General features: G+C 34.1%; 24 protein-coding genes and 1 pseudogene. 7 read left to right on the plus strand and 18 right to left on the minus strand.

The window, feature by feature from the left end; translation table 11 throughout:
• The first annotated feature begins 34 nt into the window (after nucleotides 1–34).
• Entirely contained in the window at nucleotides 35–763 is a 729-nt protein-coding gene (gene lptB, locus ETU08_RS03905) for an LPS export ABC transporter ATP-binding protein (RefSeq protein ID WP_146261715.1), read from the plus strand.
• Nucleotides 764–844: 81 nt separating this feature from the next.
• Here lptB and ETU08_RS03910 read toward each other — a convergent pair whose 3' ends face one another.
• Nucleotides 845–1,828 (minus strand): FUSC family protein, encoded by a 984-nt coding sequence (locus ETU08_RS03910; RefSeq protein WP_146261716.1) that lies wholly within the window; start codon nucleotides 1,826–1,828, stop codon nucleotides 845–847.
• A 459-nt stretch (nucleotides 1,829–2,287) separates the two neighbouring features.
• Here ETU08_RS03910 and tssD (ETU08_RS03915) point away from each other — a divergent pair, with 459 nt between their 5' ends.
• From tssD (ETU08_RS03915) to ETU08_RS03930, 5 genes are all read left to right on the plus strand, one after another.
• Nucleotides 2,288–2,644: a type VI secretion system tube protein TssD gene (tssD, locus tag ETU08_RS03915; RefSeq protein ID WP_311388697.1), complete on the plus strand. Its 357-nt coding sequence runs from the start codon at nucleotides 2,288–2,290 to the stop codon at nucleotides 2,642–2,644.
• A gap of 45 nt (nucleotides 2,645–2,689) precedes the next feature.
• Entirely contained in the window at nucleotides 2,690–3,316 is a 627-nt protein-coding gene (locus ETU08_RS03920) for a contractile injection system protein, VgrG/Pvc8 family (protein ID WP_146261717.1), read from the plus strand.
• A 78-nt stretch (nucleotides 3,317–3,394) separates the two neighbouring features.
• Nucleotides 3,395–3,559 carry a hypothetical protein gene (locus ETU08_RS11875; RefSeq protein ID WP_185145274.1) on the plus strand — a complete coding sequence of 55 codons (165 nt, stop codon included), beginning with the start codon at nucleotides 3,395–3,397 and terminating at the stop codon, nucleotides 3,557–3,559.
• Between the two features lie 18 nt (nucleotides 3,560–3,577).
• Nucleotides 3,578–4,564 carry a phage baseplate assembly protein V gene (locus ETU08_RS03925; protein WP_185145275.1) on the plus strand — a complete coding sequence of 329 codons (987 nt, stop codon included), beginning with the start codon at nucleotides 3,578–3,580 and terminating at the stop codon, nucleotides 4,562–4,564.
• Nucleotides 4,565–4,710: 146 nt separating this feature from the next.
• Nucleotides 4,711–5,622 carry a protein rep gene (locus ETU08_RS03930; protein ID WP_146261719.1) on the plus strand — a complete coding sequence of 304 codons (912 nt, stop codon included), beginning with the start codon at nucleotides 4,711–4,713 and terminating at the stop codon, nucleotides 5,620–5,622.
• 229 nt (nucleotides 5,623–5,851) lie between these two features.
• On the opposite strand, the gene ETU08_RS03935 is transcribed toward ETU08_RS03930, so the two are convergent.
• The 17 genes from ETU08_RS03935 to ETU08_RS04010 form a co-directional block, all read right to left on the minus strand.
• Entirely contained in the window at nucleotides 5,852–6,787 is a 936-nt protein-coding gene (locus ETU08_RS03935) for a hypothetical protein (RefSeq protein ID WP_146261720.1), read from the minus strand.
• 15 nt (nucleotides 6,788–6,802) lie between these two features.
• Nucleotides 6,803–7,765, minus strand: a complete 963-nt coding sequence (locus ETU08_RS03940; protein ID WP_146261721.1) for a PA14 domain-containing protein — start codon at nucleotides 7,763–7,765, stop codon at nucleotides 6,803–6,805.
• A gap of 17 nt (nucleotides 7,766–7,782) precedes the next feature.
• Nucleotides 7,783–8,748: a PA14 domain-containing protein gene (locus tag ETU08_RS03945; RefSeq protein ID WP_146261722.1), complete on the minus strand. Its 966-nt coding sequence runs from the start codon at nucleotides 8,746–8,748 to the stop codon at nucleotides 7,783–7,785.
• 10 nt (nucleotides 8,749–8,758) lie between these two features.
• Nucleotides 8,759–9,739, minus strand: a complete 981-nt coding sequence (locus tag ETU08_RS03950) for a PA14 domain-containing protein (RefSeq protein WP_146261723.1) — start codon at nucleotides 9,737–9,739, stop codon at nucleotides 8,759–8,761.
• A gap of 7 nt (nucleotides 9,740–9,746) precedes the next feature.
• Nucleotides 9,747–10,463: a hypothetical protein gene (locus ETU08_RS03955; protein ID WP_146261724.1), complete on the minus strand. Its 717-nt coding sequence runs from the start codon at nucleotides 10,461–10,463 to the stop codon at nucleotides 9,747–9,749.
• Nucleotides 10,464–10,729: 266 nt separating this feature from the next.
• Nucleotides 10,730–11,752 (minus strand): hypothetical protein, encoded by a 1,023-nt coding sequence (locus ETU08_RS03960; protein ID WP_146261725.1) that lies wholly within the window; start codon nucleotides 11,750–11,752, stop codon nucleotides 10,730–10,732.
• Nucleotides 11,753–11,759: 7 nt separating this feature from the next.
• Nucleotides 11,760–14,360 carry a hypothetical protein gene (locus ETU08_RS03965; protein WP_146261726.1) on the minus strand — a complete coding sequence of 867 codons (2,601 nt, stop codon included), beginning with the start codon at nucleotides 14,358–14,360 and terminating at the stop codon, nucleotides 11,760–11,762.
• Complete coding sequence (locus tag ETU08_RS03970; protein WP_146261727.1) at nucleotides 14,353–14,832, minus strand: DUF4280 domain-containing protein; 480 nt, start codon at nucleotides 14,830–14,832, stop codon at nucleotides 14,353–14,355. Before ETU08_RS03970 ends, ETU08_RS03965 begins: the two co-directional genes overlap by 8 nt.
• Before the next feature lie 12 nt (nucleotides 14,833–14,844).
• Complete coding sequence (locus ETU08_RS03975; RefSeq protein WP_146261728.1) at nucleotides 14,845–15,840, minus strand: hypothetical protein; 996 nt, start codon at nucleotides 15,838–15,840, stop codon at nucleotides 14,845–14,847.
• Between the two features lie 9 nt (nucleotides 15,841–15,849).
• Nucleotides 15,850–15,981 (minus strand): hypothetical protein, encoded by a 132-nt coding sequence (locus ETU08_RS12030; RefSeq protein ID WP_260391053.1) that lies wholly within the window; start codon nucleotides 15,979–15,981, stop codon nucleotides 15,850–15,852.
• A 29-nt stretch (nucleotides 15,982–16,010) separates the two neighbouring features.
• Nucleotides 16,011–16,898, minus strand: coding sequence for a hypothetical protein (locus tag ETU08_RS03980; protein WP_146261729.1), 888 nt, complete (start codon nucleotides 16,896–16,898; stop codon nucleotides 16,011–16,013).
• A gap of 28 nt (nucleotides 16,899–16,926) precedes the next feature.
• A complete protein-coding gene (locus ETU08_RS03985; RefSeq protein ID WP_146261730.1) occupies nucleotides 16,927–17,808 on the minus strand; it encodes a hypothetical protein in 882 nt (293 codons plus the stop codon).
• Between the two features lie 29 nt (nucleotides 17,809–17,837).
• Complete coding sequence (locus ETU08_RS03990) at nucleotides 17,838–18,698, minus strand: hypothetical protein (RefSeq protein WP_146261731.1); 861 nt, start codon at nucleotides 18,696–18,698, stop codon at nucleotides 17,838–17,840.
• A gap of 1 nt (nucleotide 18,699) precedes the next feature.
• The gene (locus ETU08_RS03995) at nucleotides 18,700–20,094 is read right to left on the minus strand and encodes a zinc metalloprotease (RefSeq protein ID WP_146261732.1); all 1,395 of its coding nucleotides are present in this window, start codon (nucleotides 20,092–20,094) and stop codon (nucleotides 18,700–18,702) included.
• 11 nt (nucleotides 20,095–20,105) lie between these two features.
• A complete protein-coding gene (locus tag ETU08_RS04000; RefSeq protein ID WP_146261733.1) occupies nucleotides 20,106–21,962 on the minus strand; it encodes a phage baseplate assembly protein V in 1,857 nt (618 codons plus the stop codon).
• 58 nt (nucleotides 21,963–22,020) lie between these two features.
• Nucleotides 22,021–22,419, minus strand: coding sequence for a type VI secretion system tube protein TssD (gene tssD / locus ETU08_RS04005; RefSeq protein WP_146261734.1), 399 nt, complete (start codon nucleotides 22,417–22,419; stop codon nucleotides 22,021–22,023).
• A gap of 120 nt (nucleotides 22,420–22,539) precedes the next feature.
• Nucleotides 22,540–22,728 carry a hypothetical protein gene (locus ETU08_RS04010; protein WP_146261735.1) on the minus strand — a complete coding sequence of 63 codons (189 nt, stop codon included), beginning with the start codon at nucleotides 22,726–22,728 and terminating at the stop codon, nucleotides 22,540–22,542.
• A 635-nt stretch (nucleotides 22,729–23,363) separates the two neighbouring features.
• Between ETU08_RS04010 and ETU08_RS12095 the strand changes: the two are divergent.
• Nucleotides 23,364–23,444, plus strand: a pseudogene (locus tag ETU08_RS12095) (helix-turn-helix domain-containing protein); the annotation flags it as partial.
• Nucleotides 23,445–23,801: the final 357 nt, after the last annotated feature.

Raw genomic sequence — 23,801 nt, forward strand, 5'->3', positions numbered from 1 at the left:
TACTAATTCTCTATTTTATGTATTTTTGAAAATTATGATTTTAAAAGGTGAACATTTAGTTAAGAGCTATGGTAACAAAAGAGTAGTTAAAGACGTTTCCTTGAATGTAAAAAGAGGAGAGATCGTTGGATTACTGGGACCTAACGGAGCTGGTAAAACCACTACCTTTTACATGATTGTTGGTTTAATTAAACCAACCCAGGGCAATATTCTAATTGATTCCTTAGATATTACTCATGATGCCATGTATAAACGAGCTCAAAAAGGGATTGGATACTTAGCTCAAGAAGCTTCAATCTTTCGTAAATTAACGGTTGAAGATAATATTTTAGGGGTTCTACAAATGACTAAACTCTCTAAAAAAGAACAAAAAATTAAAACTGATTCTTTAATTGAAGAATTTAGTTTAGAGCATGTAAGAAAAAATCGTGGGGATTTACTTTCTGGTGGAGAAAGACGCCGTTGTGAAATTGCCCGATGTTTAGCTACTGATCCTAAATTTATTTTGCTTGATGAACCTTTTGCTGGTGTTGATCCTATAGCGGTTGAAGATATACAAAAAATTGTTCGATCATTGGTAAATAAAAATATTGGTATTTTAATAACAGATCACAACGTTCAACAAACCTTAGCAATCACGAATCGTACTTACATAATGTTCGAAGGAAATATATTGAAAGAAGGTTACCCAGAAGATTTAGCAGGTGATCCTATGGTTAGACAAGTATATTTAGGTGAAAATTTCCGATACGAAAAATACTAACCTTTTTAAGGGTTACTTTTCAAATTTGTCTAATTCTCCTTGCTATCATCGATTTCACTAATCATTCAATGATATTTAAAATTATGTTTCTTTCAAAATTGTTTGGTGCATTTTTTTCATTATAAAACTTCCCAATAAAGCCAAGAGTCCTCCTAAAAAAGTTTCGTAAATACGAGCAAAGGGAAGGGAATAGTTCGGATCTTTCCAAAATTCCGCAGATTCCAATAAAATAAGTATAAATACTGTTAATCCGAAGGTTTTTAAAAAATATTTAAAATTTAGAAAGGTGGGTAAAAAAAATACACATAATAAAATTACTAAAAAATGAAAGATTCTATATTTACTATCGATATTCATAATTATTAATACGACGATAGAACCCGCCAAATTCCCTAGAAACCTTTTAATGGTGTTCGTAAGTATCCCTTGATCTTTGGGTTTTAATAGTACCACAAAAGTCATTACTGCCCAATAAGAACGTTCCAATTTTAATTGTTCCGGCAAATAAAGAGTTAAAAATAAAAAACTACTAAAGATCAAAGAATTCACAAAATTTTGAAATGGATGGGTAAATAATGTTTGAGTAAACTCGCTTGATTGAAAATTTATAAATTCCAATTTTCGTCTATTAACAATAGCAATCATTGTTAAAGTAATGATGGATCCTAATAGATAAGCAATTGCTGTATGGTAGCTTAAATCTTTTAAGGTAGTTCCTAAAGAAGAATATATTATAAAGTATGGAATGGCTCGATCCGAAATTGGATCATGATTATAGGCTATATAATAGTAATTGGATAGTAAAAATAAAAAAATATAGAATTCTATGGATAGTTTAAAAAGGATACCTAAGTAACAACCGAATAATATCATTGACAACCAAAAAAAAGTATAGATATATTTCCCTGACTTAGGCTTGGCTGAATATATAATATAAGTAAACATTACAGATATAATTCCTAATGCTATACTAGAGAGCCCTAAAAATAAAAAACTTATAATAGTAATAGCTCCTGTACTGGTAAAAAAAACGAAATTATCTGTCGATATGTTTTTTATTTTCATGTATACTATAATTTTTTATATGTGAAATTGAATCTAAGAAACATAACAACCTCTTAATTTTCATGCCATTATTAAAATTATTCCATATCAAACAATATTTGACATATATATGAATTACTAATTTTGCTTTGTATAAATTCTTAATAATTGATAAACTAATAAAAATTAAAAGTTTTCTATTATAAGATTTAATTATGAAAAATGAGATGTTCCGAATCTTCTCTTGAAAAATTTTAAATAACTAAATACTATACGATATCTTCTTATTTTCCAGTCATATAAAATTAAAACAACCAAGCGTAAGCTAATAAAAATTTTGTTTAATATTGAGGAATTTTTAAAAATTTAATTTTAAAATCATTGTTTACAATAAATAAGTGTAAATCAGCTCAATTATAATTATAAAATATAATAAAACTTATGTCTTCATTTTTAGCCAAGTTATAACTAGACGGCGGCATCTACCATATTTTAGAATGCGAATATGAATTTGAAAAACGCACCGATGCTCATTTAAAACCTACCGGGGAGACCGAAGGTGGTAAAATTCTGATAACCTTGGAAAGCACTGGGAAAACTAATTTTATTGAGTGGGCTATTGCTCCTAACAAAGAGAAAAGTGGTGAAATTATTTTTTACAGGCGGGACGCTATGAGCCGTTTGCTTACTCTAAAGTTTGAAAGGGCTTATTGCATTCATTTCAAGGAAAAGTTTACTTCTAATGGTGGGGAACCTATGGTTACTACTTTAACTTTGGTTGCGAGAAAGTTAAAATTCAGCAATCTTTCTTTTGTTAACAACTGGTCGTTGAAATAATATATAATATAATCTTTATCTTAAACTTTCTTAAAACTATTTTTTATGCCTGATGAATCTTTTCCTAATTCTTCTTATTCTCCGTTAAACTCTTCTGATTCTTCTGAGATTATTTACCAAAGTAGTGGTCTGGGGCAATCTTTTATTACTTATGCTCGTGTTTCTGCTCAAGGGAAAGATATTTCCAAAAAGGACCATATCAAGGTAAAAATTACGCAAAAAATGCTTACTTACAATCGGTATGATTTGTTGTGTCCTTCGGAGGTTTTTGCTGATAAAAATGTTTATCCTTTGCAAAATTCTAAATATTTATTGGGGGCTAGGGTATTGATTGAATTGATTCAATTTGGTAAGACAGCTTCTAGTTTTGAAGCTATGGTGACGGGGGTTGAGTATGTTAATGAAAATCAATATCCTTTTATTCGCTTGATTTGTTCTGCTCCTAGTGTTTTGTTGGATCAGGGGGCTAGAAGCCGAAGTTTTACTAATCTTTCTTTAAAACAAATTGTTGAGAGGGTTGCGTCGGGGTATAATGATCAGCGTTTAAATTTTTTAATTGCGCCTTTTTCTGAGGAGGTGCTTCCTTATACTTGCCAAATCAATGAGAGTGATTTTGATTTTTTAAAGCGTTTAGCTGTCCGTTTCGGGGAATTTTTCTATCACAATGGGTAATCTCTTATTTTTGGTATTCAGGGCCAGCGTAAATCGGTTTTGTTAGAGGGGAAGGATTTTTATAAATACAATTTAAGGATGAATAGTTATTACCAGCATTTTTCTTGTCGTGGGTACGATTTAAATCAGGATTTGGTTCATGAGTTTGATTCGCAGAGATTTTCTTCTCGTAATATTGTTAATTTGTTTCAATTTCGTTCTATTGATAGTTCTGAAAGTATTTTTACTCATAAGCATACGTAGTTTTTTACTTCGGATTTATTGGCGAATGGTAAATTTTCAATGGAGAAGATGGTGGAGAGAAAAAAGCTGAGTAAGGAAAATTTGGCTTCGATTGAAACTCAGACGGATAGTCCTTTTCTTAGATTGGGGGATATTATGTCTATGCAGGCTTGGGATAAGGAAAAGCAGAAGGCTTTGCCGATTGAGAGTTATCGGATTCTGGAAATTGTTCATGTTTATAGTGCGGAGTGTTACTACAATCTTCCTATAGGGATGCCGAGGGAGCATCCGATTGCTCCGTATTTTGATGAAAAGGCTTTTCCTAGGGCTGATAGTCAGTATGGGGTGGTTGTGAACAATAATGATCCTTGGGCTTTAAATCGGGTGAAGGTGCGTTTGGTGTGGCAGCGGGATTCGCAGGAAACTACTCCTTGGATTTCTATGCTTCAAGCGCATTCGGGGGATGGCCAAGGGGCTCATGTTCTTCCTGAGGTGGGGCATTCGGTGTTGGTGGATTTTTTAGGTGGTAATGCGGAGGCGCCTGTGGTGGTGGGTACGGTGTTTAATGGGAACCAAAAGAGTGGCTTTCATACGCCTAATAATGATTTAAAATCTTTCCAAACTCGTAGTGGTACCAAAAGAGTGGCTAATGATGCGGAGGGTAGCATTTTAGAGGAAGATTCTGCTGGTAGTTTTTTCAAGCTTGAGGGGGATGGTAATGTTACTCTTCATGTGGTGAAGAATCTGAATATTAGGGTCGGTGAGAATTTATCGGTTTCGGTGGGTAAGGATATGGTTTCTCGGATAGATGGGAATAAATCGGAATCGGTCATTGGTGATTCGGTTTATTCTGCTCAGAATGTTACTGCTACGGTGTCGGAGAATTATAGGGGTTCTGTGGGAAAGGTGTTTTATCAGTCTTCTGTAAGTTTAGAGGTTCAGACTTTGAACGGGGAGCTAAAGTTGTCCGCGGCTACTTTGGCTATTGTCAAAGGGCTGGAGGATGTAAAGGTTAGTAAGGGATAATACACTTTTATACATTAGCACAAATCGGGACAGAGGTAAGTATAAAAAACGGGTTTCTCCTGCTTTATTAGAGGGTAGTGGTACTGATGTAAGCGACATGAAAAGCGTCGCAAGGAAGAGCCAAAAGAAAACTAATTACTCAAAAAATGATGTTGGGGTTGATTGATGTTTCTAAGTCTAAAGAGGATTTTCAAAGACTAAAAAGTTATTGGAATACTTTTCATTGTCAGAGTAAAATTATTAGTTCTAAAAACAGGATTTACGGGAAATATTGTAAAAATCGTTTTTGTACCCTTTGTTCTGCTATTCGAAAAGCCGATATCATTCATCGGTATTATCCTACTTTAAAAACATGGAAAGAGCCTCATTTTCTTACTCTAACAGTAAAGGCTGTAAAAATAAACTCTTTAAGTAAATGGATTAATGGAATGTTTCGGGCTTTTTCCCTTATTATGGCAAAGTATAAGAAGAGGTATCAGAGGGGGGAAAGTATTCAACTGGTAGGAATAAAATCGCTAGAATGTAATTTTAATCCTCAGAGAAAAACTTATAATCCGCATTTTCATATTATTACAGACAATCAGGAAATCGCAGAAATCTTAAGACAAGAATGGTTGCAAATCTGGAAGTATAAGGACAATCCTGAAAAAATAGTGGTAAGTTCCAGAGCTCAGTTTATAAGAAAAGTGGAAAACTTGGAAAGGGATTTAATTGAGGTGATTAAATACGGTAGTAAGATTTTTACGGAACCCGACATAAAAAATAAATCAAAAAAACAAAAATCAAATCTAGCTCCCATGATTTATATTCAGGCTTTGGATGCTATTTTTACTGCTATGAAGGGGAAAAGGATTTTTGAAAGGTTTGGGTTTAATCTTCCGAAACGGGAAAGACCTCAACCAAAATCCAAACGAACTTATGAATTTGATAACTGGAATTTTAATTTAAAGGTAAATGACTGGGTGAATACTGAAACGGGGGAATGTTTAACGGGGTATAAAACGCCTGTGGAACTTGCTTATCTTTTGGAGGAGGGGGTGAATAAGAGATTATACTAAAGAAATAGCATTACTTAATAGCATTCCCATCTTTACCTTTAGATATTAAAGGAACATTTTCAGATATGCCATTATCATCTAATAATAGCAATAATAATGCTTTTTGTTTTTTTTTTTTTAAGCAATAAAAGAACAAAGTAAACCTACTATTTCAAAAAGAGACTCTATATATGATACTTTATTAGACGAATAAAAAAATCTATTTAATCTTTTTTAAATTGGTAGCTATTTAACGTATTACTTCCAACTCCTCGGAACCTTCGGGAATATGAAAACGAAATAAAAAATCCCCTGTTACTTCCTCTCCATCTTCCTTATCAATTCCTTTAAAAATAATTCCATCTACTAAATTATCGCTATCCTTTTGTCGTATTTTCACAATTCGGTTATTGGGTTCTAATACTAATGCATAATTTCTAACAGGTAAAATTTGTACCTCTTTAAAATTGCCTAAAATAAAACCATTATCTAAAGATGTCTCATTAATATCATTTTCAATCTCTTCCTTAGTAGCATATAAACATATATACTTTTCTTTAGATCTTGGCATAATTGCCTTAATATAGCTTTCTGTATCTCTATTCTCCAATATTTTATGTAGCTCTTCTATTTTTGTAAGTACCTTAGTTTCTAAATTAGGAACCTTGGTTAAGTCTTTAGACTTTGTCCAGCCTACCAGTTCATAGGGCACCTGGGCATCAAATTCAAAAGTCTTTTCAAAATAGGGCAACTCTTTGGTTTTTTCGCGAGGAAGTTCAAAATTTAAAATATCTAATTCGGGATCGTTTTTATCTCTAAAGTTTTCATTGTAAAACAACCTCATTTTAAAGGTAGCATATTCCCCTAGTTTGCTTTGTTCATTAGCTGGATAAATACGAAGAGTGATTTTTTGTTTGCCGGAATTTAAAATATTATAATTTAATGGTACAATAGGACTGGTAATTTTGCCCTGATAATGGGAAAACATTTGCACATCATTAATAAAAAGTTCCCATTTTATATTAGCACTGTAAATATTGCAATAATAAAAGGGTTCTTTTTTATATTGTTGAGGTAATTCTATGGTTTTCATTATTTCCTTTGTTATTTGTTGGTCTGTTTTTGATTGTGCACAAACCTGCACACTCAATACAATACCTAGAAACAAAAACAGATACTTAACCATAAGAAAAATTTTATTTTAATTACGAATAATCTTAAACTCTTTAGAACCTTGAGGGCGATAAATCATAATTCCCCAACCGGATTGTCCATACTTTTTACTATCGGAGAATAAAGCACTCCAGTATTTGTATTCTCCCTCTGGTATTTCTAAGGCAACTATTTTACCCTTTGCATACAACTTTACTACATAATCGGTAATAGGTAGCATATTGCCTACGCATTTTTGATTTAATACATCTATATTTTCTTGATAAGCCTCTTCAAAACGCTTTTTTGTATTATAGATAGAAACAGAAGTTTCATAATCATTAATTGCATTTAGTCTCATAAAATCTATAATATCTCCTTTATTTAAGAGATCTCTTAGCTGGTTGTAATAGGCGACTACTTCTTTTTCCAGTTCTTTCGGATCTAGTTTGGAAAGGTCTTCGCCCTCACTCCAGCCTTTGAGTTGGTAGGGAAGGTCTTTTACTTCTACCTCAAATTCCTGCTCCCATACCGGCACTTCGGTTGGAGGAGCTACAATGGGTAGTTCGGAGTTTCTGTAATCTATGCTTCCGGCATAGCCCAAGGGATCATTCGGATCTTTTTGTAGTTTTATAAAGTACAAATTCCATTTTACATCCTGGTCGTATACAATGTCTTTGGGTTTTATTCGTCCGTCTTCGCTATTTTCGGGAGGGAAAAAACGGATTTTTAGTTTATGGGTTCCGTTACCTAATAAATAGGGATTTAATTCTACGGATTTACTAAATCCGCTGGTTATATTTCTGTCTACTAAAATATCATCTAAATAGAGTTCATAAGGGGTTTTGCTGTTTAAATGGGCAATATAGGTAATTTGTTTTTCCACAGGATAGGAGGGTAAACTGTCTTGTAATTTTTTATATTCTTCTATCATAGTTGTATTTTTTTTCTTTTGTGCACAAGCCTGCACACTCAATACAATGCCTAGAAACAAAAACAGATATTTAACCATAAATAATTTTTTAATTTTTATTTTCTAATAATTACAAACTCTTTAGAACCTTGGGGGCGGTACACTTTAATTCCCCATTCAGATTGTCCATACTTTTTACTATCGGAGAATAAAACGCTCCAATGTCTGTATTTCCCCTCGGGTATTTCTAGAGCAGCTATTTTACCCTTTGCATAGAGCTTTACGGTATAGTTAGTAATGGGCAACATATTCCCTATACATTCCTGGCTCAGTAAGTCTACATTGTCATAATAATCTTTTTCGTATTGCTGAGGAGTATCGTAGATAGATACGGAAACTTCATAATGTTTTGTTTTATTCAACTGCATATATTTAGTTATTTCTCCTTTATTTAATAGATTTCTTAGCTGATTGTAATAGGCAACTACTTCTTTTTCCAGTTCTTTCGGATCTAGTTTGGAAAGATCTTCGCCCTCACTCCATCCTTTGAGTTGGTAGGGAAGGTCTTTTACTTCTACCTCAAATTCCTGCTCCCATACCGGCACTTCGGTTGGAGGAGCTACAATGGGTAGTTCGGAGTTTCTGTAATCGATGCTTCCGGCATAGCCCAAGGGATCGTTCGGATCTTTTTGTAGCTTTATAAAGTACAAATTCCATTTTACATCCTGGTCGTATACAATGTCTTTGGGTTTAATCAGTCCGTCTTCGCTATTTTCGGGAGGGAAAAAACGGATTTTTAGTTTATGGGTTCCGTTACCTAATAAATAGGGATTTAATTCTACGGATTTACTAAAATTATCTTCTCGTTCCCAATCAATGAGAATATCGTCTAAATAGAGTTCATAGGGCGTTTTGCTATTTAAATGGGCTATATAGGTAATTTGTTTTTCCACAGGATAGGTAGGTAAACTGTCTTTTACTGCCAGTAATCTCTTTTCTAACTCTTTTACACTTTTATTGTTTTGTGCACAAGCCTGCACACTCAATACAATACCTAGAAGTAAAAACAGATACTTAACCATAAATAATTTTTTAATTACGAATAATCTTAAACTCTTTAGAACCTTGAGGTCGATAAATCATAATTCCCCAACTGGATTTCCCATACTTTTTACTATCGGAGAATAAAGCACTCCAATGTTTGTATTTCCCTTCAGGTATTTCTAAGGCAACTATTTTACCCTTTGCATACAACTTTACTACATAGTTTGTAATAGGCAACATATTCCCTATACATTCCTGATTTAATACATCTATATTTTCATGATAAGCCTCTTCAAAACGCTTTTTTGTATTATAGATAGAAACAGAAGTTTCATAATCATTAATTGCATTTAGTCTCATAAAATCTATAATATCTCCTTTATTTAAGAGATTTCTTAACTGGTTGTAATAGGCGACTACTTCTTTTTCCAGTTCTTTCGGATCTAGTTTGGAAAGGTCTTCGCCCTCGCTCCAGCCTTTGAGCTGGTAGGGAAGATCTTTTACTTCTACCTCAAATTCTTGTTCCCATACCGGTACTTCGGTTGGAGGAGCAACAATGGGTAGTTCGGAGTTTCTGTAATCGATGCTTCCGGCATAGCCCAAGGGATCATTCGGATCTTTTTGTAGCTTTATAAAGTACAAATTCCATTTTACATCCTGGTCGTATACAATGTCTTTGGGTTTTATTCGTCCGTCTTCGCTATTTTCGGGAGGGAAAAAACGGATTTTTAGTTTATGGGTTCCGTTACCTAATAAATAGGGATTTAATTCTACGGATTTACTAAAATTATCTTCTCGTTCCCAATCAATGAGGATATCATCTAAATAGAGTTCATAAGGGGTTTTGCTGTTTAAATGGGCAATATAGGTAATTTGTTTTTCCACAGGATAGGAAGGTAAACTGTCTTGTAATTTTTTATATTCTTCTATCATAGTTGTATTTTCTTTATTTTTCATATTTTTTTTCTCTTGCGAACAGGCTTGGAGTCCGGTTAAGAGAATAAGGGTAAGGAGGAATATTTTTTTCATTGTTATTTTACATTATATTTATTTTCCAGGGTTGTTTCATTCCTTTAATCAGGGGTTTTATATAGTCGGGTTTGGTATTGGGCTCCGGGGGAGGACCTTCTCCTCTCTTTTTCTTCATATCAATTTTTGCTTTGAGCCAAATTTTCACTTCCAGTCCTTTAAAGTCTACTTCGGCATCGGCTTTTTGTCGAACATTGTCATAGGTTATTGTTATATCGATAGTTGAAGTACCGGTCATGGCTCCTTCGGCTTCTTCGCTTGCTATTCCTTTAAAATCAGCCCGTAGGTTTACTCCGGCTTCCAACCAGAATTTTATTTCTGTTTTCATTCCGATTCTTTTGCTGGTATTCCAGCCATCTATCCGGTGGTATTCCATTCCCGTCCAATCTAAATCTACCGCTAAACTGGTGGCTATATTTAAATAATATTCAATTTTTACGGCTCCTAAGGTAAGAAAATTTATCCCTTCTACTACCTTATTGATGGCTTTTAATGCCTGTCCTATATAAGGAATAAATTGGGCATAGAAAAGAAGATCTAATTTTCCGGTTACTTTAAAGAGCGGGGAAGCGGCAAAATTTAAGGAATAGGCATAGCCTATTTTATTGGGTTGAGTACTACTTCGTAAAAAACGCGCATACATACCTCCACTAAAGGAAGGGCGGTCTACGGTTATCTTTATCGGCAATCCTTTGGATTTCCGATCCTGATATCGGGCGGTCATTAATCGGCTTCGAGGATCTCTATCATCACGAACCCTAATGGTTTCTGTACCGTTTGCAATGCCGGCTTCCTGCTCTTCCGTTTCGTCTGCTCCAAAGCCAATTTTTGCTTTAAAGTGACTGCTGGCTGTTGCAGAGGCTCCTGCGGTTATAGACTTTTCACTACCCCAAAGTATCCAGGTTTTTACCTTCCATTCTCCTTTAGCGGAAAGCTCTACTTCTAAACTAAAGCTACTAGTTGGAGTAATGTTATATTTTTATTTACTACCTAAATAACACTAAGCTTTTCTCCTAACTTCTTACGATGAAAGCGGAATTCCAAAGAAATAATATCTTTAGGATCTTTTTTATTTACTAAACGGATTACTCCCTCTCTATTTATTGGATCTACCATGGTTACCATTTTACCATGGGCAAAAAATAGGATTTGGGCTTCGGAGGGATACGGGGCGATATCAAATTCATCATTGGCTACTAAATCCAAAAATTCTTGAAGTCTTTTTTCTTTTTCTTGTTCGGGTAAATAGTAAACGGTACCTAAAAGGTCTTCTCTTTCTTGTACTAACTGGCGTAAGGAAGCAGTATCTTTTTTGGCTAGGAGAGTTCGTATTTGGTTGTAACGTTCCTGTAATTCTTTTTTTAGGCTTTCTTCTTCTTGTTCTTTTAGGTTGACGGAGTTACTCCAGCCTTCTAGTTCATAGGGTACTTCCACTTCTATTTCGGTTTGGAGTTCAAAGTAGGGATAACCGGTAATAGGATTATAAATTTCTCCATTTTTATGGTATCTATCAGGGGTTTCTATAGTAAACATAGGGTAAGTGTGATCCCAATCAGTAGCTTCCTGATAATAACCTTCCATCATGAGATAGGAATGAAATTCTAATGCTGATTGTCCATAACGAGGATAAATTCTTCCTGTTACTTTATATTTCCCACTTTTTAAAATACAGGAATTAAGGGGTATATTAGTGCCTGTTTTTCTACCATCCTTACCTGTAATTTCTCCCCAAAATAGATTTAGGGAAACGGGAACATCTCCAACTGAGAATTCTAGTTGAGAGTTACCTGTATTTACAAATGCATAATAAGCTTTATTTTTAATGGTATCGTTTCTTCCACTAAGAGAGGGCGCAAATAAATAAGGTTTTAGAGTATCATTCATATTTTTGGGTTCTTGGTATATGGTTATTTTTTTTATTTGGTCGTTTTGGGGTAAGATTCTTTCTCTGCTTTTTTGAGCACAGGAAAGTAAAAACATACTTGCCAGTACACCGGTTATTATTTTTTTCATCTTATTCTTATTTTTTATTAAAATATACTTTGCCTAAAGGTACCTCGTCCGACGCCCAAATAGGTTCGCTTTTTAGTTCTACTTTTCGGGTATATTTACCAATTACCACTTCAATTTTGGCAGAAAATAGAAGCCCGGAAAATTTACCTACACAATCGGCGTATATCCCATCTTTATCATAGCCTAGTTTGGCTGTTCCTCCAAAATAAGCATCTGCATCTGCTTCTGCATTAAATGACATTTCAACTTCGTATCCCAAAGCTTCAATTTTTCCTGCTACTTTTAATTTTAATAATAATATAATTCCCATTTTTCCCTCAATTTTTGCGGGTTGTTGGGAAAAGGCTAAACCTTGGTAGCCAAATTTAAAGGCTTCTATGGTAATAGCCAAATTCCCGTAAAATTTGGCTTCTAAAATAAAATATCCTCCCAGTATGTCCAAGCCTACGCGTACGCCTCTTTCTATTACTTTTACTACGGGATGCAAATTACTTCCTGCGGCTAATAAATCTATGGTAAATTCGGCGCCAATTAAAGGGTCAGCCGAAAAACTAAGGGTTCCGGTATTGGCTACTCTTCCGTCCTGCTCCTCATTTTTCCACGATAGCATAGCCCCCAATACTGGAGATTGTATTTCAAAGGAAAAAGGCATTCCTGATATCTTCTTAGCGGCTCCTCCGGTAGCATTTTTCACCTTATCTGCCATGTTTTTCAATTTGGTGAAAATACTTAGGGTATCGTTTAATTTTTTTGCATATTTAAGAGCATATTCATTTTTTACTGTTTCTCCGTTATAGGCATTTTTTAGAGATAAAGAAAACTCAAAAGGAACGGCTCCTCCTTGGCTAAGTTGGTATTTATCATAACCGGATTTTCTGGCTTTTTCTTGCGCCTCATAAAAAATATATCCAGGCTTTTTTCCACTATGAGTATAAGCTAATGGGTTTTCCAAAGCAAAGGTAAAGGCTAGCTCCCAACTAATATCGGGGAAAACATTAATAAGTACATCGTTTTGGTATCGGCAGGTTTCAATCAATACCACATGGGCTTGGGCATCTTTTTGGGTAAGCCAAAAATAGTTAAAGGGAAAGGTAGATACTACTCCGCCTATTTGCTGGTCTTTGATGTAGATATAAGGCAGGGAAAGGTTTATTTCTTTATCTTTTATATCTCCTATTACCTTTATGTTTTGTTTTTCTGCGGGTATGTAAACGCCGTCTTCTCTGCGCTCAAAGGAAAAAACGCTTTTCCCTCCGTGGGTATGTTTATCGGGATGGCATTTTCCCTGGGTATGCAAATCGGCTTTTAGTTTTAAATAAGCCGGGGAAGTATCTCCGGCAATGATATCTACACGGGGTTGGGAATCGCCTTTTACTCTTTTATTCTCGTCAAAAACAAGGAGACTTTCTCCGTCGGTTTTACTAAAGTCATTACTTTTATAACGCTGGGCTACTATTTGGCTGTAATAGCAAGGTTCGCAACCGGGGGCGGCTTTTATTTTTGCGGGCTTTTGTACTACTTGGTTTACTTCTTTTTCTGTTTTTTGTAAATAATCTTGGGTATCTTTATACCGAATGGTTATATAGCCTTCTATGGAACGGTAGTTCAAATCCATTACAAAATCTTTTAAGGCTCGGTAAACACCATCGGAAGTAGGATGATAATCTATGTATGAAATTTTGAGTATAAAGGTGCGGTCTTGTTCTTTTTTCTGTTCTGCCGGTTTTTGGTCTATGGACAGGGTTAATTCAGCAAGGGCAACCCCATATAGATGTTTATTTAAATAGGTGTGCAGTTCACTGGTCTCATCGGTTTTTTTTGATGCATCGTCTACAGTCGTTTTTGTTTGGTAAAGCACGCGGTTTGTTCCTTCTTCTAGTATCTGTACTAAGAGAGTGCCTCCGTGGGGAATTAATTGGGTATCTATGTTTATCTGAATGGTATTTCCATAGTAAAAGGGATTGGCTTCTGATTCAGATTTATTTGTTGATAAAAAATAATCTATAAGATTTGAATTTTCATCAGCAAGGATAAAATCATCACAATAAATGTAGGCATTTATAGGCCCCGGTGGTTGTACTGGGAGTATAAAAACTCCTTTCGGGTTTTTAGCTTTATATAGTTCAGGGTAAATAAGAAAGGGCTCTATCCAGTAAAGGGTAGGCATAAAATTAGTTTGTTTATCGAACTTGGCAGAAATGGTATTGCTTACATTATAGCTGCTTTTAATCTCATATATATCTTTAACTTTGGAATTTAATATTTTTTCGAGTGGGGGAAAATTATGTGGGGCTTCTCCTAAATAGGGTTCGTATTTTTCGTTATTATTGAGATCTTTGTACCAAGAAGACCAGGCTATTTGTTTGTCTTCTAAGGAATTTACTTTTCCATATACCCATTTAACTCCTGAATATTTATGTCCTTCTTGTTCTAGTTTTTTTATTTTTTCGAGGGTTTCAGTATACATTTCTACCCGCATAAATACTTTTTGATTATTGGCGCGAATACCATATACTTTACAACCTAATAAGGTTTGGGGTAAATGTACTACCTGATTATTATCTATATCTTCTTGTGAAAATAGTATTTCTGTAATTCCTCTAGGCATGACTGCTGGCTTTTAGTTTTACTTCTGTTTTTTCGGGTTGGGAGAGTTCTTCGGGCTCTGTCCATGGATTGATCTGGCTACGTACTTCCTCGCTGGTATTTTTTACGTTTTGTTGGGAGGGTTCTGCTTGTTGCCCGTGATGCACAATACTAATGCAGTTTGTACCGCCTATGGGGCAAGTGGCTTGGGAGTTTTCGGTGAGTAAGTTCCCTGCTCCCTCTACTTTTTGTACTTCGGGATTGCTCCACTGGGTTACTGTAACGGTACAGGGGTCGTTATTTTTTTTTGTACAGCTTCCAAAGCAATTTTTTTTAAAGGTGGCTCCTATATCGGTAGTGGTAACTGCTAGTTTTTTTGCACTTTGCAAGTCATTCAGGTATAAGCTACTCTGGGTTTTTACAACCACCTCATCGGTAGCACTTCCGAATTGGCATTGGCAAATGGCTCCTTGTACTATATATTTTATTCCCATGTTTTTTTAATTTTAAAATCCAAAAAGTCGGTCGAACCAACTTTTTTTACTCTGCAAGTATTTTTGGTAATTTTTTTCTTCTTCTTCTTTTTTTCTTTGTTCTTCTTCTAAGTCTTTCGCAGTAGGTTTGTATTTAACCGGTTCTTTTTCTCTTAATTGGTGTATTTTACAGCGTATGAGTATTTCTTTGTTTTCTTGTTCTTTTTTGTAGAGTTGGGCTACTATATCTTTTAGGGTATAATCTTCTGCATCTAAATTATATTCTGCCTTTATTTGGTATTTTTTATCGGCTGTTATTGCCTGCATATAAATAAAAATTCCGTTTAAGTGATTGTATACGGGTTCTACCCGTTGTTCTCCGGTAAAGACTTGTCTGTATTTTTCTCCCGAGGGGAGAAAAGTCCAATGGGCAGGTATTTTTAAGGCTCTGTTATATTCTTTGTAAATGGCATGGGTAAAGAGACTGAAAAATAAATCTTTCTTTACTAATTTTTGGGTAAAGTTATAGGAATCTTTGATTATTTTATCTATCTGTTTTAGGTATTTTTCAAAAAATTCTCCTTGATAATCTTGGCGGAGTTCTTCTTTTTTTGAAAGCCATCTTTTTTGTATTTCGTTGAGGTTGGTTAGTGTTACTTTTTGTGTTTTATAGTTTATATTCAGGTTCATGGGATAGAGAATTTTTGAGATCGCAATATCCAGTTCATCTAATACTTTAGTGGGCGCATAACCATCTACAAAGTATTGATCTTTGGTAAAACGAAATTCTGCTGCATCTTGAGAAAAGACCATTCCCTGTACTTTAATTTCATAATCTACTTGGTGTTGGGTATGGGGATAGGTTATATTTAAACGATAAGTCCTTTCTATTATAGGTTTTACCGGAATTCGATTATGGGGTGCTAATTGTATCGGATCTCCGGAGGAAACAATAAAGTCTGGTTCTTCTTTAATTTCCGGTTTGGGTTGCGGATTTACTTCTTCTATAAAAAATCGGGATTCTTCCATCGTTTTACTTTACTTATAAACTACTAACTGCTTATAATTAATTGCACTTTCCTCTCCTACTCCCTTTTTATCTATATAGGTTTGGGCTTGTAATAAGAGGGTATAAAAACAACAACTAATAATAATTAAAAGGCTTCTCATTTTTTTAATTTTCGGGTTTATAGAAAACTTTAGGGGGTTTCTTTTCTTTTTTGTACGGGGTAGGGTTTTTCTTTATCTCCAAAGTATTCACCTTCTTCTAGTAATTGGTTATGGTGTTGGTTTCGGTAATACCGCCATTGGCGTCTGGTATATTCTTTGCCTTGATAGGTTTTAAAAACATCTCGGGGGTCTAAGGCTAAATTATTGGATAAGACTTTTCCTGTCTCTCCATCTATTTTATAGGCATAGGTGTAACTATCCGGAAATAGATTATTGGCATACCCCAGGCTACCGTCTTCATTTTCTATGGTGCTTAGTTCTTCTATTCTTTCTATTTCTCTTGGCGTATATTCTCTTCCTCCCTCTATGTAAATATCCCATAGTTTGCTTGCGGGATTAAATTCAAATTCTATAAAGTCATATTTTTCTCCTTCGGAATTAATTCCTATTTCTCCGGTTTGTTTATTTATATAGCCTTCTCGGTCTAAAAAATTAATAATATCCTGTGGTTTTATGGCTCCAAATTTAGCATCTTCGTCTACTTCTTCTATTAATTTGCCTTTTTTATCGTAATACTGGCTTTTTCCTGTTTTAATTTCGTATCCCGGTCCAAAATAGACTTCTTTGCTTTTTAAAATTCCGGTAGGATAGAATTTTTTTTCTTCCTTATAAAAAATATTAGGTTTAAATGGAACTGTTACTATTTGACTTATGTATTTACCTTCATAAAAATCTATTCTTGCACTATCGCTAATTCTTATAAATGTTCCTCTACCTCGATAATAATATTCCCCATTATTTCTATTCTTATAATTCTCCTTATCAAATCTTTCTACTCCCTTTTTGTCTATATAGGTTTGGGCTTGTAATAAGAGGGTATAAAAACAACAACTAATAATAATTAAAAGGCTTCTCATTTTTTAATTTTCGGGTTTATAGAAAACTTTAGGGGGTTTCTTTTCTTTTTTGTACGGGGTAGGGTTCTTCTTTATCTCCAAAGTATTCACCTTCTTCTAGTAATTGGTTATGGTGTTGGTTTCGGTAATACCGCCATTGGCGTCTGGTATATTCTTTGCCTTGGTAAGTTTTAAAAACATCTCGGGGGTCTAAGGCTAAATTATTGGATAATACTTTTCCTGTCTCCCCATCTATTTCATAAGTATAGGTATAACTATCTGGAAATAAATAATTATCGTAACCCAAGCTGCCATCTTCATTTTTTATGGTGCTTAGTTCTTCTATTTTTTCTATTTCTCTTGGCGTATATTCTCTTCCTCCCTCTATGTAAATATCCCATAGTTTGCTTGCGGGATTAAATTCAAATTCTATAAAGTCATATTTTTCTCCTTCGGAATTAATTCCTATTTCTCCGGTTTGTTTGTTTATATAGCCTTCTCGGTCTAAAAAATTAATAATATCCTGTGGTTTTATGGCTCCAAATTTAGCATCTTCATCCACTTCTTTTATTAATTTGCCTTTTTTATTGTAATACTGGCTTTTTCCTATTTTAACTTTATATCCCGGTCCAAAATAGACTTCTTTGCTTTTTAAAATTCCGGTAGGATAGAATTTTTTTTCTTCTCTATAAAAAATATTGGGTTTGGGAGGAATCTCCCTTATTTGAAATGAATTCAAATAAAATGATATTTTTGTACTGTCTTTTATTCTAATATAATCACCATCCTTCTGATGATAATATTCTCCATTTTTTCTATTCTTATAATTTTCCTTATCTAATCTTTCTACTCCCTTTTTGTCTATATAGGTTTGAGCTTGTAATAGGAGGGTATAAAAAAAACAACTAATAATAATTAAAAGACTTCTCATTTTTTTAATTTTCGGGTTTATAGAAAACTTTAGGGGGTTTCTTTTCTTTTTTGTACGGGGTAGGGTTCTTCTTTATCTCCAAAGTATTCACCTTCTTCTAGTAATTGGTTACGATGATGATCTCGATAATAATCCCATTGGCGCCAGGTATATTCTTTGCCTTGGTAGGTTTTAAAGACATCTCGGGGGTCTAAGGCTAAATTGTTGGATAATACTTTTCCTGTCTCCCCATCTATTTCATAAGTATAGGTATAACTATCTGGAAATAAATAATTATCGTAACCCAGGCTGCCATCTTCATTTTTTATGGTGCTTAGTTCTTCTATTTTTTCTATTTCTCTTGGCGTATATTCTCTTCCTCCCTCTATGTAAATAAACCATAAATTGCTTTCAGGATTAAACTCTATTTTAATAAAGCTGTATTTACTTCCTTCTTTATTAATTCCTATTTCTCCGGTTTGTTTGTTTATATAGCCTTCTCGGTCTAAAAAATCAATAATATCCTGTGGTTTTATGGCTCCGAATTTAGCATCTTCATCCACTTCTTTTATTAATTTGCCATTTTCATCATAATACCTACTCCTACCTATTAAAACTTTACTAAAATATTTTTTTTCACTTTCTAAAATATCATTGTTATAATATACTTTCTTTACTTGCAACAAAATATTTGGTACAGGAGGATATTCTTCTATCCGTAAACTAAGAGCTCCATATCCCAACATTCCTATAAAGGTAGCCTTTGTTCCATCCTTTTTTATATAACTACTTCCGCTAATTTTTTGATATTCTTCTCTATTAAGTTTGATTATAGGTGATAAGGCCTCTACTGGTTGGGAATAGGAAATTTTTATTATAAATAAAAATATTAATAGATATATTGGTTTCATTTTAAATATCCAGTTTTAATAAATTCGGGTTAATAAGCTTCCATTGCCAATGGTAAAGAAAAAAGTTTTTATCCCCTCCATAGTCCATCAGGTTGTAGGTTCTTTTTTGGCTATAAGTATACAAGGAATTTTTAGAGGAGGCATCAAAGGTATGAGGCAAACCAACGGCATGGCCGTATTCGTGGGCAGCAGTGGTTTTCTCAAAGGTTAAGCAAACGGTAAAGTTAGAATTGTAATAGCTATAACCCTCTACCCCCGGGGTATAATCTTCGGCAAAGAAATACATATAGTAGTATTCTTTCGGTGGAAATTCTTTTTTTAAATCCTGTAACTCTGCCTGTTGGTTTAAAAGGTCGTGTATCTTTCTTATTTTTTGTATATACCAACCTTCTGCATCTATTACACGATCGGGATTTTTTATTTTTTTTTTGTATTTGCCATGGGCGATATGTCCCTTCTTTTTTAATTCTTCCGTAAAAACCGGATCGGTACAATCAAGAGTCCTAATTTCAATTTTAGGGTAAATTAGTGCCTGCCCTAGCAGGTCTTCAAAAAAAGCCTTATCTTTTTCTTTAAATTCCGTTTGCTTTACTTCTCCGTTTAAATTGGTTTGTACGGCTACAAAAAGGAATTTTACTTCTTTTTGGTATTCGGGGCTGTTGGGGTGTATAAGTAGTTCGCCACATACTTCGGTACTGCCTTGCGCATCTTTGCTTTTTACCTGCAATTTTTGTATTTGGCTAAATTCTTCCTTGCAGTAAATGCGTACTTTTTGGGGTTCCAACCTTCCTTGCTCATCGGTAGGGCTGGTTTCGGGGAGATTTAAGAATTCGGCTTCTAAGTAGTTTTTTGCTTCGGGGTTGGCAAATTCTAAGCTAAGGCTAAGGGCTTCTTCGCCCTGCCGGTAGTTTATAATATCCAGTAGGGCTGTTTTCCCTTTACGAAGGCTAAGCATGGGCACTTTGTAAAGTTTTTTGAAAAAGGGATTGTAGTAGCGGTTAAAGCTGTTTTCCAGCCGGGTAAACATTTCTTCGTCGGGTTTAAAGTAGGGGGAAATTTTATTTCCTCCGGCAAAAACCTGGGTGTAGGTGGAATCGGTATAGTATTTTCCTACTACTTGTTTAAAATCGCGCTGGTTGGAATCCCAAAAGCAGCCTCCATCTCTAAACCAGTCAAAACCAAATTCGGCTCTGTAATCTTCTCCGGGCCTAAATTCAACCATGCAGGTGGTCTTCATAGGGGTAGGTGGATGGGCTTCGGCTTTGCCATAAATTATTTCCGGGGCAGTTTCTATTACTTCGGTAGCGGAATTAAAACTGATATTGCCTTTGGCATAGTTGTAGATTCCTCCATCGGCAGTTTTTGTAATCTTCCCTCCTACTTTTATTCGTAACATAGTTTTTATTTTTAAAATAAATTAGAGGTTTCTCCACTGTTATTTTTTACCTGTTTCTGGGAGTTATTTTGTATAACATTTTTACTTCTATAGTTTATTTCTCCTTCTGAAGTAGAATGTTCGCCTTTATCTGTATGGGTAGTATAGTCTCCTTTAATATCATAATCGGCACTACCAGTAACTACCCATTTAGCATTGCCCAGTACTCTACAAGTATATTCATTTCCTATACGGGTTTGCATATTTTTACCTACTGTAAATATGCAATTTTCTCCTACATTAATGGTTAGGTTTTTTTCTATATGTAAAGTAGCATTGCCATCCCCTTCCAATTTTAGGTAACTTCCGGCTGCATCTTTTTCTAGTATGCTTCCTTCGGCATCATTAGCTATACGCTGGGTTCCACTACGGGTTTGGAATACTTTTAAATCATTTTTAGCAGTATGGTATCCGCTTTTTTGGCTTCCATTATAAAGGCTGCCGATTACTAAAGGAACTTCTGCATTACCGGAAATAAATTCTACATATACAGTATGGTCTATTTCCGGTACTACATGGGCTCCGGTTCCGGAACCGGAATGTCCTTGTACTAAGGGAATCCATGGGCTTTTTTCGTTGGAGGCTTCCTGCCATTTAAATTGTACTCGTACCCGGTTTAGGGAAAGGGGGTCGTTGTTATCTACCACCTTAGCTACCTGATTGTCTGCCTTGGGAAAGGCTCGTTCATCTAAATAGGGAGCTACTTTTTGTTGAATAGGAACTCCCTGAGCCCGGTTTAGATAACCATCGCAAGAATACTGATGTTGTATTTTAAGAATTTTATAGGTTTCTATGGGGGTGTGTTTTTGTTTGGTTTTATCCCAAGCATTCATTTTCATGGCATCTCCTAAACGTAAAGCCGGATGGTTGGTTTCGGTATTTAACCATAAAGTGCTTTGGTTGCTTTTTCTTTTTCTTTCTACTGCCCGGTACATGGCATGGTCTCCTTCGTTTAAAAGAGCAGGAATATGCATATCCGTAAAGTTTTTAGCATAGGCTTTTTCGGAGGCATTTACTGCCTGAAATTGAAAAAGATTTACTATATCGGGGTAATGTAGAGATTTGGAGTTTATGGTATACAATTCATCTTGGTTTAAATCGTACTGCTGGGTTATAAAATGTTGGGGATGGGATTGCATATCCAGACTGTATTTTTGAAAATCTCTTCCTTCGGAAAGTTCTGTTCTTTTTAAATCTCCGTTTCCGAATATTAAATATTCTCCATTGTGATAGAAATATTCTCCATAACGAATAGCTAATCGTTTTAAAAACTCGAAATCAGTTTCAGAATATTGAACTGTATAAGGAATTATTTCCTCGGTTTCAGGTTCTATTAAAAAATTTAATCTATTATCATTATAGTCAGAAGTTACCTTTTTAACAATGTCTTTTAAACTTTTATTTTCAAAACTTCGGGTTCTTTTATTTCCATCCAGTAACAGGGAATTGGCTAATCCTATTAATTTTATATAAGGATATTTATTTTCTGAAAGATATTCCACATGGGTAATCATCCCTTCAAAAACAAGAGTTGTCTTTTTAAATTGAATTAATTGAATACTGAATTGTTGTCCTAATAAATATTTTGAGTTTTGTAAAGGATAGGTATCATGATCTGAAAAGGCTTCACTTGGAATAAGCAACTCATATTTATTATGAGTTAGAACTTCTTGATAAACATTTACCTGTATATGATGTTTTTTAGATAATTCTTTACCATTTATAGTTACTTTTGCAAAGGGTAAAAAGGAATCTCCAAAAGAACTGCGGTGATATAATCCGGAATCTTCTATTATTTTTCCGGAAATATGGTTATAATCTTCTCCCATATATTTTTTGTTTATTATCGTTGGTATTAAGGTTAAAATTTTATTTAAGTAGAAAACCTTAAATAATTACCCAATCTCTGGTATATCCTATATGGTTATTAAATTTAAGTGTTTTTGCAGCTATAGTTAAGGTAATCTGCATAGGCTCATTTCCGGTGGAATTAAATTTTTCATGAAATTTAATACAGTAAGCTTTGTCGAAATGAATATCAAATAGTTTACTCATCCCATCTCTTCGATAAAAAATAATTACCCCACTTTTTTCTTTATCTGGAGAGAGAACCCATTCCACCAAGTTCATTTTCCCCCGGCTTTCTATGGTTAGTTCTATTTCTCCTCCTAAGGTCTCCCCGGAAGGTTTGGAAGTGGAATCGGTACGCTTTTCAAACCCATAATTACACTCCAATATGGTATAAATTTCCCCATCTAATTCTAATTTTGACATGAATGAACCCATAATAAATATATTTTTATTTATAATTAAACACAAAGATATGGTAAATATTTTGCTGATTTTTTATTTTTTTTGAATTATTAAAAGAATCTGATATGTAAATAACAATCTCTGATTGTTAAACTATTGATCTTCAATCCTCCTTTTTAATTGATCAAGCAAATCTAATTCTGCACGAGGAATTAAAGAATGTATAAGTTTTAAAAGATTAAAAATATCCCATTTAGAATGTTCTATTGACTCTTTAGAAAAAATTTCAGTCAATAAAGCGGTTTGAAGTATCTTAGAAAGTGATTCGAAGGTGAAGCCCAACTGCTGATAACTCTCTATACATGGGAAATTTTTTAAAGAAGTTAAAAATCTTTCAGGTTTTATGTAGAATAATTTTAGTTTTCAATTTCGATCTTGTTTTGGGTTGTTATTATAAAATATTTTTATATTAGTAAAAAAAGGCAGGTCGCTGACAACCCATTCTACGAAGTAGAAAAGCCTCGGAACTTTCATCCGTACGCCTGCCGTACTATCAGTAATAAACTTGATCTGCTTTTAGATTCATAAAATGGATTGTCAGTATCAAAAATAAAAATAACTTTAAATTGAAAACTATAATTCAATATTTTTCCTAATTTAGAATCTAATACTAAAATAGATTCAGGTTATATAATCCATGAATTAATTCTTATTTTTTTAAATTTAAAAATATATTTACTGACTAAATGTTGTCAAAAACGAAAAATCTGTATATTGACATACAGATTTTCAATTATTTAACCTTTAAATATGTGGTTCCACCTGCTCTTATAGGAAAGAGTTTAAAAGAGTAAATGGAGGAGCTTAAACTTCATTTACAGCCGAAACAGCCTACGTAGTGGTTAACTCGTAAGGAGGTGGCTGATCTATTTAAGATTAATCTTTCTACTTTATTTCACTAGACGAATAAGGGAAAATTAAAGGCGTATGGGATTGGAAACCGGGTGTATTATAAGCGTTCGGAGGTGGATGCTATGATCCAACCGCTAAAGTTATAAGGATGGGTGTCGACAGAAATTATTCTGCTTTCGGGCTGAAAACTCTCAATAAATAAAGTAGTAGAACTTTACGAACGAATGATAAAAGATAGGAATGAGTTAATAGAAAAGTTATCTAAATAAATAATTTAAAGAGTTTTTATATAATATTTAAGGAGGAGGTTTATTTATATCCTCTTTTCTTTTTTTTAAAAAATAAAAATCGTTGTCTAAATATTGTCTAAAAAATAATAGTCCACATATTAACATGCAGACTATCAATTACTTAATATTCGATTAAAGTGGAGCTGGAGGGAGTAAAATGTATCATTGATTTTCAATGAGTTAAATATATAAAATACCAAAAGGGGACGGAAA

This window comes from Apibacter muscae, from assembly GCF_007845635.1.
In the GTDB taxonomy this organism is placed as follows: Bacteria; Bacteroidota; Bacteroidia; order Flavobacteriales; family Weeksellaceae; genus Apibacter; species Apibacter muscae.

Excerpts from the sequence above, each read along its gene's own strand:
- tssD (WP_146261734.1), bottom strand. The coding sequence starts at position 22,419 with ATGGGTTCATTCATGTCAAAATTAGAATTAGATGGGGAAATTTATACC.
- ETU08_RS03965 (WP_146261726.1), bottom strand. The coding sequence starts at position 14,360 with ATGCCTAGAGGAATTACAGAAATACTATTTTCACAAGAAGATATAGAT.
- ETU08_RS03995 (WP_146261732.1), bottom strand. The coding sequence starts at position 20,094 with ATGTTACGAATAAAAGTAGGAGGGAAGATTACAAAAACTGCCGATGGA.
- ETU08_RS11875 (WP_185145274.1), top strand. The coding sequence starts at position 3,395 with ATGAATAGTTATTACCAGCATTTTTCTTGTCGTGGGTACGATTTAAAT.
- ETU08_RS03940 (WP_146261721.1), bottom strand. The coding sequence starts at position 7,765 with ATGGTTAAATATCTGTTTTTGTTTCTAGGCATTGTATTGAGTGTGCAG.
- ETU08_RS03990 (WP_146261731.1), bottom strand. The coding sequence starts at position 18,698 with ATGAAACCAATATATCTATTAATATTTTTATTTATAATAAAAATTTCC.
- lptB (WP_146261715.1), top strand. The coding sequence starts at position 35 with ATGATTTTAAAAGGTGAACATTTAGTTAAGAGCTATGGTAACAAAAGA.
- ETU08_RS03985 (WP_146261730.1), bottom strand. The coding sequence starts at position 17,808 with ATGAGAAGTCTTTTAATTATTATTAGTTGTTTTTTTTATACCCTCCTA.
- ETU08_RS03980 (WP_146261729.1), bottom strand. The coding sequence starts at position 16,898 with ATGAGAAGCCTTTTAATTATTATTAGTTGTTGTTTTTATACCCTCTTA.
- ETU08_RS03920 (WP_146261717.1), top strand. The coding sequence starts at position 2,690 with ATGCCTGATGAATCTTTTCCTAATTCTTCTTATTCTCCGTTAAACTCT.
- ETU08_RS03910 (WP_146261716.1), bottom strand. The coding sequence starts at position 1,828 with ATGAAAATAAAAAACATATCGACAGATAATTTCGTTTTTTTTACCAGT.
- ETU08_RS03930 (WP_146261719.1), top strand. The coding sequence starts at position 4,711 with ATGATGTTGGGGTTGATTGATGTTTCTAAGTCTAAAGAGGATTTTCAA.
- ETU08_RS03945 (WP_146261722.1), bottom strand. The coding sequence starts at position 8,748 with ATGGTTAAGTATCTGTTTTTACTTCTAGGTATTGTATTGAGTGTGCAG.
- ETU08_RS03955 (WP_146261724.1), bottom strand. The coding sequence starts at position 10,463 with ATGACCGCCCGATATCAGGATCGGAAATCCAAAGGATTGCCGATAAAG.
- ETU08_RS12030 (WP_260391053.1), bottom strand. The coding sequence starts at position 15,981 with ATGAGAAGCCTTTTAATTATTATTAGTTGTTGTTTTTATACCCTCTTA.
- ETU08_RS03950 (WP_146261723.1), bottom strand. The coding sequence starts at position 9,739 with ATGAAAAAAATATTCCTCCTTACCCTTATTCTCTTAACCGGACTCCAA.
- ETU08_RS03935 (WP_146261720.1), bottom strand. The coding sequence starts at position 6,787 with ATGGTTAAGTATCTGTTTTTGTTTCTAGGTATTGTATTGAGTGTGCAG.
- ETU08_RS03975 (WP_146261728.1), bottom strand. The coding sequence starts at position 15,840 with ATGGAAGAATCCCGATTTTTTATAGAAGAAGTAAATCCGCAACCCAAA.
- ETU08_RS03960 (WP_146261725.1), bottom strand. The coding sequence starts at position 11,752 with ATGAAAAAAATAATAACCGGTGTACTGGCAAGTATGTTTTTACTTTCC.
- ETU08_RS04000 (WP_146261733.1), bottom strand. The coding sequence starts at position 21,962 with ATGGGAGAAGATTATAACCATATTTCCGGAAAAATAATAGAAGATTCC.
- ETU08_RS03970 (WP_146261727.1), bottom strand. The coding sequence starts at position 14,832 with ATGGGAATAAAATATATAGTACAAGGAGCCATTTGCCAATGCCAATTC.